This is a genomic window from Chitinispirillales bacterium, assembly GCA_031254455.1.
GTDB lineage: Bacteria > Fibrobacterota > Chitinivibrionia > Chitinivibrionales > Chitinivibrionaceae > WRFX01.
This window is the reverse complement of record JAIRUI010000058.1, coordinates 1-6,314: the sequence shown is the minus strand read 5'-3', so window position 1 is coordinate 6,314 and position 6,314 is coordinate 1. Positions and strand designations below refer to the sequence as shown.

6 protein-coding genes are annotated in these 6,314 nt (G+C 37.1%); all 6 read left to right on the top strand.

Annotated features, from left to right (window positions below; genetic code table 11):
* The first annotated feature begins 104 nt into the window (after positions 1 to 104).
* The 6 genes from LBH98_04155 to crcB all read left to right on the top strand — a co-directional run bounded on the left by LBH98_04155 (position 105) and on the right by crcB (position 6,144).
* A complete protein-coding gene (locus LBH98_04155; GenBank protein ID MDR0303952.1) occupies positions 105 to 299 on the top strand; it encodes a hypothetical protein in 195 nt (64 codons plus the stop codon).
* A 252-nt stretch (positions 300 to 551) separates the two neighbouring features.
* Complete coding sequence (gene prfB / locus LBH98_04150; GenBank protein ID MDR0303951.1) at positions 552 to 1,583, top strand: peptide chain release factor 2; 1,032 nt, start codon at positions 552 to 554, stop codon at positions 1,581 to 1,583.
* Positions 1,584 to 1,597: 14 nt separating this feature from the next.
* Positions 1,598 to 2,992, top strand: a complete 1,395-nt coding sequence (locus LBH98_04145) for a serine/threonine-protein phosphatase (GenBank protein MDR0303950.1) — start codon at positions 1,598 to 1,600, stop codon at positions 2,990 to 2,992.
* A 92-nt stretch (positions 2,993 to 3,084) separates the two neighbouring features.
* Entirely contained in the window at positions 3,085 to 4,743 is a 1,659-nt protein-coding gene (gene pgi, locus LBH98_04140; GenBank protein MDR0303949.1) for a glucose-6-phosphate isomerase, read from the top strand.
* Between the two features lie 56 nt (positions 4,744 to 4,799).
* Complete coding sequence (locus LBH98_04135; GenBank protein ID MDR0303948.1) at positions 4,800 to 5,750, top strand: NYN domain-containing protein; 951 nt, start codon at positions 4,800 to 4,802, stop codon at positions 5,748 to 5,750.
* A gap of 31 nt (positions 5,751 to 5,781) precedes the next feature.
* Positions 5,782 to 6,144: a fluoride efflux transporter CrcB gene (gene crcB, locus LBH98_04130; GenBank protein ID MDR0303947.1), complete on the top strand. Its 363-nt coding sequence runs from the start codon at positions 5,782 to 5,784 to the stop codon at positions 6,142 to 6,144.
* Positions 6,145 to 6,314 lie beyond the last annotated feature (170 nt).

Here is a 6,314-nt window from a genome sequence, read left to right as displayed (position 1 = left end):
GGACGAATTTTTAAGGTTTTGGCGAACCATAGTCAGCTTTTTTACTTATTGTTGTATCTGAATAAATAAAAATCCTCTAATAGTCCGTTCTGAAAATCATACTTGTGCAACAGACACATAAAGTATCGCAGTTTCGTGAATATTTTCCCGTCTATGAGAATTACAAACTATATCTTGGAGCGGCGGGTTTTTCGTTTGACGAAAGCGTAGTTAAAGAAGCGAAAGTTTATGGTATAGGAATAATCCGTCAAGTAGGCGACGCGATAGAGATAGACGATGAAAATCTGAAAGTTTATTGAGATTAAGGCGGCAGTTTATGATAACGTCATCAACGTAGCGTTTGAGAATGAACAAAAATAAATCAAGCGGATATTATTATTTTTAGGAAAACAGTTAGAGTAATTTTGAATTATACATAAAACGTTTCGGCAGAATATATTTTAATGAACAGGATTATTCAAAGAAAGACAATTTTTTTAGAAAAATTATGGATATTATATCAAAAGAAGAATTAAAGTCCGCCGCAGAAAGAATAAATTTGTTAAGGGGGTATCTTTGACATTGAAAATCGACAGAAAAAAATAAACATACTCGAAAAACAAACCGTCGTCCCAAATTTCTGGAACGATGCGATATCAGCGCAAAAAATTCTGAAAGCGATAAAAAACGAAAAAGATTTTGTCGAACCGTGGCAAAATCTGAAATCGGATTATGACAGTTTAGAAGAAATGTTTGATTTTGCCGTTTCTGAAAACGACGTAAAAATGCTTGAACAGATTACACAGCATTTTTCGGAAACGATAAAGAATATCGGGAAGTTGGAATTTGTTCGCAAACTTTCCGGCGAAGACGATAAATGCGATGCGATAATCACTATTCACAGCGGCGCGGGAGGTACGGAATCGTGCGATTGGGCTGATATGCTTTTTAGAATGTATTCTCGCTGGATAGAGCGGCACAAATATAAATCTTTGATTCTTGATTATTGCGAAGGCGAAGAGGCGGGGATAAAAAGCGTTTCGATTGAAGTAAGAGGCGAGTATTTGTATGGGCATTTGAAATCGGAAATAGGCGTTCACCGATTAGTCAGAATCTCGCCGTTTGACTCAAACGCAAGACGGCACACATCGTTTGCAAGCGTTTATGCTTATCCCATATTTGAAGAGGTTAACGAATACGAAATAGATGAAAAAGATATCCGCGTCGATACATATCGTTCAAGCGGCGCCGGCGGGCAGCATATAAACAAAACCGATTCCGCCGTCAGAATGACGCACATACCGACTAATATTGTCGTTCAATGCCAAAACGAACGCTCTCAAGTAAAAAACCGCGAATCGTGTATAAAAATGTTAAAAGCAAGAGTTAGACAGTATTATAAAGAAGAAGATGAAAAAAAATTGGCGGACAAACTGGAAGGAAAAAAGAAGATAGAATGGGGAAGTCAAATACGTTCTTATGTTCTGCATCCGTACAATATGGTAAAAGATCTTAGAACCGGCTATGAAACCTCAAATACGACCGCCGTTCTTGACGGAGAGATAGATGATTTTATTGAAAAATTCCTGTTGGAATTTTCTTAATTTGGAGGATAAAATTGGAAATAACAGAAAATAAAGATGATTCTTTGCATGCCGAGATTTCAAATTTACGTAGAAAAGCGGCGATAAACGCACAAATAGGCGAATTCGTTTCCGAAATTTATGATTTACAAGACGAAAAAGAAGTTTTTGATTCTTTGACGCAGCGTCTTTATGAGTTGACGACTTTTGAAAAGATGGCGTTCCTTTCGTTTGTTCCGGACACCGCTAATCTTATAGTATCGTTTTCAAAAGGATTTAAGCATGACAAGGGGCTGTCGTTTTCTTTTGATGTATTTGAAAATTCCGACGAAAACATAATTTCCGCCATTTTTTATAAGAAATCCGTCGTTATTAAAAACGGATTTTCGGAAATTAACGATTTATCGCTTAGATTAGATATGGATTCTTACTCAATAATCCCTATTGTTATTTATTCCGGAGAAAAAACGGACGAAAAAGAAAGCGTTGAAATTGAAGAGGATGACATCTCGTTTCGCAGAGAAAAAGACATGTTAAAAACAATATGTTTTGCGGTTTCCGGAATTTTTGTTTTTGATTGCGGCGACATGGACGATCTTGAGGCTGCCGAGAATATTTCCTTATCGGAGAAAATTATTCATCTTGCCGGAAAAACTATAAATAATATTTTAGTTCTGAAAAAATTTCGACAAGAAACCGAAAGAAATAAAAAAGAATTGGAACAGGCGCGGATAGTTCAAGAAAAACTTTTGCCTGAAAAACTGCCGTGCAATGATTTTCTGCAGTCTTTTGCGTTCTATATACCTGTTGACGAAGTCGGGGGCGATTATTATGATTTATTTGTCCTCAAAGAAGGTATTTACGCCGTATTTATTGCGGACGTTTCCGGGCACGGAGTAAGTGCGGCGCTTGTTATGTCGGCGACAAAAATTCTTTTGAAAACTTACGCGTCGGCAGATTTGACTCCGTCGCAAACTTTGCGAAAAATTAACGAAGTACTTGTAAATCATTTTCCTACAAACCATTTTGTGACTGCGTTTTATGCCGTTATTGACACTAACAAACGGAATATAACCTATACCTGCGCCGGACATTGCCCGATATTGCTTTTTAATAAAGAGACAAAAGAATATATGCAGTTTCAGTCGGACGGATTTTTTGTCGGAATGTTTCCCGAATTGGATTTGCCCGATCACGAATATAAGTATAGCAAAGGCAAAAATCGCCTTCTTTTATATACGGACGGCGTTGTCGATAGTTCAAACAAAGAGAAAATGCAATACGGCTTAATTAGATTGAAAACTATTGTCAATAAAACACTTGAGAAATCGGCAAAAGAAACGGTCGATGAAGTTATGAATAATTTATGCAAATTTATAGGGAAAACCGATATTGCCGACGATATGACTTTATTTATTGTCGATTTTTGAAAGATTTTAATTTATTACTTGATAAAATTATAATTTTGCAAAGTACAAATATTATTTTTGATTAAGATGTTTAAGACAAACGAAAGGTTCATATGCTGAGAAATGTAAATCCTACCAAAACATCTCAATGGGCTTCGCTTGAAAAAAGAGTGAAAAACGGCGAAGGCGGAAACCTTAAAGAACTGTTTAATAAGGACAAAAACAGATTTGCAAAGTTTTCTAAAACAGTCGGATTTGACAACGATGTTTTTGTTGATTTCTCAAAAAATCTCATAACGGATGAAATTTTTAACGATTTGATTTCGCTTGCAAAGACTTGCGGAGTGGAAGAAGCGCGAAAATCGATGTTTTTAGGCGAAAAAATAAATGTCACGGAAAACCGTGCGGTTTTGCATACCGCGTTAAGAAACATAAAAAGCGCTCCGGTTTTGGTTGACGGAAAAGATATAATGCCCGAAATAAATAGAGTTCTTACGCAAATGAAGGAATTTTGCGATAAAATTCACGGTAAAAAATGGTCCGGTTTTACCGGTAAAAATATTGATACCGTCGTAAACATAGGAATCGGCGGTTCGGATTTAGGTCCCGTAATGGTGACCGAATCGTTAAAACCCTATTGGAAAGACGGCATAAACACTTATTTTGTATCGAATGTCGATGGAACGCATATTGCCGAGACCCTTAAAAAATGCAATCCGGAAACGACGTTGTTTTTGGTCGCGTCAAAAACATTTACTACGCAGGAAACAATGACAAACGCAAATACCGCAAGAAATTGGTTTTTGAAATTCGCAAAAGAAGAAAAATACATTGCAAAACACTTTGCGGCGCTTTCCACAAACGAAAAAGCGGTCAAAGAATTCGGAATTGATACGGCGAATATGTTTGAATTTTGGGATTGGGTCGGCGGAAGATACTCGCTTTGGTCGTCTATAGGATTATCTATTGCGCTTACAATCGGTTTTGAAAATTATGAAAAACTTTTAAAAGGCGCTTTTGCCGCGGACGAACATTTCAAAAGAGCGGATTTAAAAGATAACATTCCCGTAATTCTTGCGATGATAGGAATTTGGTATAATAACTTTTTGGGAGCGCAATCGGAGGCAATCCTGCCTTATGACCAATATATGCACAGATTTGCAGCGTATTTTCAGCAGGGAAATATGGAATCTAACGGCAAGCAAACGGACAGAGACGGAAACAGCGTTGATTATCAAACCGGTCCTGTTATTTGGGGTGAGCCGGGAACCAACGGACAACATGCGTTTTACCAACTCATTCATCAAGGAACAAAACTTATTCCTTGTGATTTTATCGCTCCTGCGCAATCGCATAATCCGATTGACGACCATCATAAAAAACTGCTGTCGAATTTTTTTGCGCAAACCGAAGCGATGGCGTTTGGAAAAACAAAAGAACAAGTCGTTGCGGAGTTTGAAAAAGCGGGTAAAAGTTCAAACGAATATGAGAAGATTGTTCCGTTCAAGATATTCAAAGGCAATATTCCTACAAATTCAATCCTTGTAAAAAAAATTACTCCGGAAGTTCTCGGATTTCTTACGGCTGTTTATGAGCATAAAATATTCGTTCAGGGGATAATTTTTAACGTTTTCAGTTTTGACCAATGGGGTGTAGAACTCGGCAAACAGCTTGCAAATAAAATTCTTCCGGAATTAAACGATAATGATAAAGTAGAAAGTCATGACAGTTCGACTAACGGTTTAATAAACTTATGGAAAAAATGGAAGTAAAATAATAGGGAAGTTTTTATTTGTAATTTTAATGTGATAGTCAAAAGGAATGTTGTATGGTAAAACCTGAACTTAATAAAATAGGCGTATTCTACGACGGAAACTATTTTTTACATGTAAGTAATTACTACAAGTATTCTCATGAAAAGAAAAGTCGTTTGAGTTTATCCGGATTGCATCGTTTTATTCGTAATAAAGCGGCGGAACTGTGCGGCATTGACGAACATTTGTGTCATATTGTGGACGCCCATTACTTTAGAGGAAGAGTGAACGCGCTTGATTCGAGAACTCAAGAAAACGGAAACGACATACTTTATTATGAACGTCTGTTCGACGATATGCTTCACGCGGAAGGGGTTACAACTCACTATCTTCCGGTAAAAACCGAGCTGGACGGAAGCCGACACGAAAAAGGCATTGATGTTTTGTTCGCTTTGGAAGCGTACGAATTGGCGATTTACAAAAAGTTTGATATTTTAGCGCTTGTAGCGTCGGACGGCGATTATGTCCCGCTTGCAAGAAAACTTAATACCATAGGCGTTAAAGTTATGCTTTTGTCGTGGGATTTTGAGTATGTAAATCAAGCGGGGAAAAAGTCGATTACAAGAACGTCGCAAGCGTTGTTGGAAGAAGTTACCTTTCCTATCGCAATGCATGAAATAATCGATAACCGTGTTCGCAGAAACGATCCTATTATAAACGGACTTTTTACAAGCCGGGAAAACAGCGACGAAGAAACCAATACGGAAAAACGTATTACCTCTCGTATCGATATAACAAAATTTAAGCCGTCGCGGAAAACAAGTACTATTAAGGCGGTAAAAGAGCAGTACGGATTCATAAACAATGAACCCGAAGATGTGTTTTTTCATTGGTCGAGCGTTATTGATTCCGATTTCTCCGAATTACAGATAGGCGACACCGTTGAATTTTTAGAAACATTGAACGAAAAAGGACAATACGTCGCCAAAGAAGTACGCATAATTGAATCAAACGGAAATTTATAAAACGTTGCCGGTATAACGGAAAATAATTTTTATGTTGGAAAAATTTATTATTATCGCCATTGGAGGCGGATTTGGAAGCGCCTTGCGTTTTGCCGTTTCCGCGCTTATTGCAAACAGTCGTTTCCCTGCGGCTACTTTTATCGTAAATATTTTAGGATGTTTTATAATAGGGCTGGTTTCCGCATATTTCAATACGCACTCAAATATTTCACAGAATATTAAATATTTATTTACCGCCGGTTTTTGCGGAGGATTCACAACGTTTTCCGCTTTCTCATTGGAAAATATGAATTTGATTGAAAAAGGAGATTATTTAATTTTCTTTTCTTATGTTTTTTCAAGCGTAATTTTTGGGATTGTCGCGGTATTTTTAGGGTATTATTTGATAAAATAAAAGGCAGAAATACTTTTCACGTATTCCCGCCTTTTTACAAGTATGTTCGTTGTGTCTGTTGCACAAGTATGATTTTCAGAACGGACTATTAGAGGATTTTTATTTATTCAGATACAACAATAAGTAAAAAAGCTGACTATGGTTCGCCAAAACCTTAAAAATTCGTCCAA

Bases quoted from the DNA above. Each gene is read 5' to 3' on its own strand.
- pgi (MDR0303949.1), top strand. From the start codon at position 3,085: ATGCTGAGAAATGTAAATCCTACCAAAACATCTCAATGGGCTTCGCTT.
- LBH98_04135 (MDR0303948.1), top strand. From the start codon at position 4,800: ATGGTAAAACCTGAACTTAATAAAATAGGCGTATTCTACGACGGAAAC.
- crcB (MDR0303947.1), top strand. From the start codon at position 5,782: ATGTTGGAAAAATTTATTATTATCGCCATTGGAGGCGGATTTGGAAGC.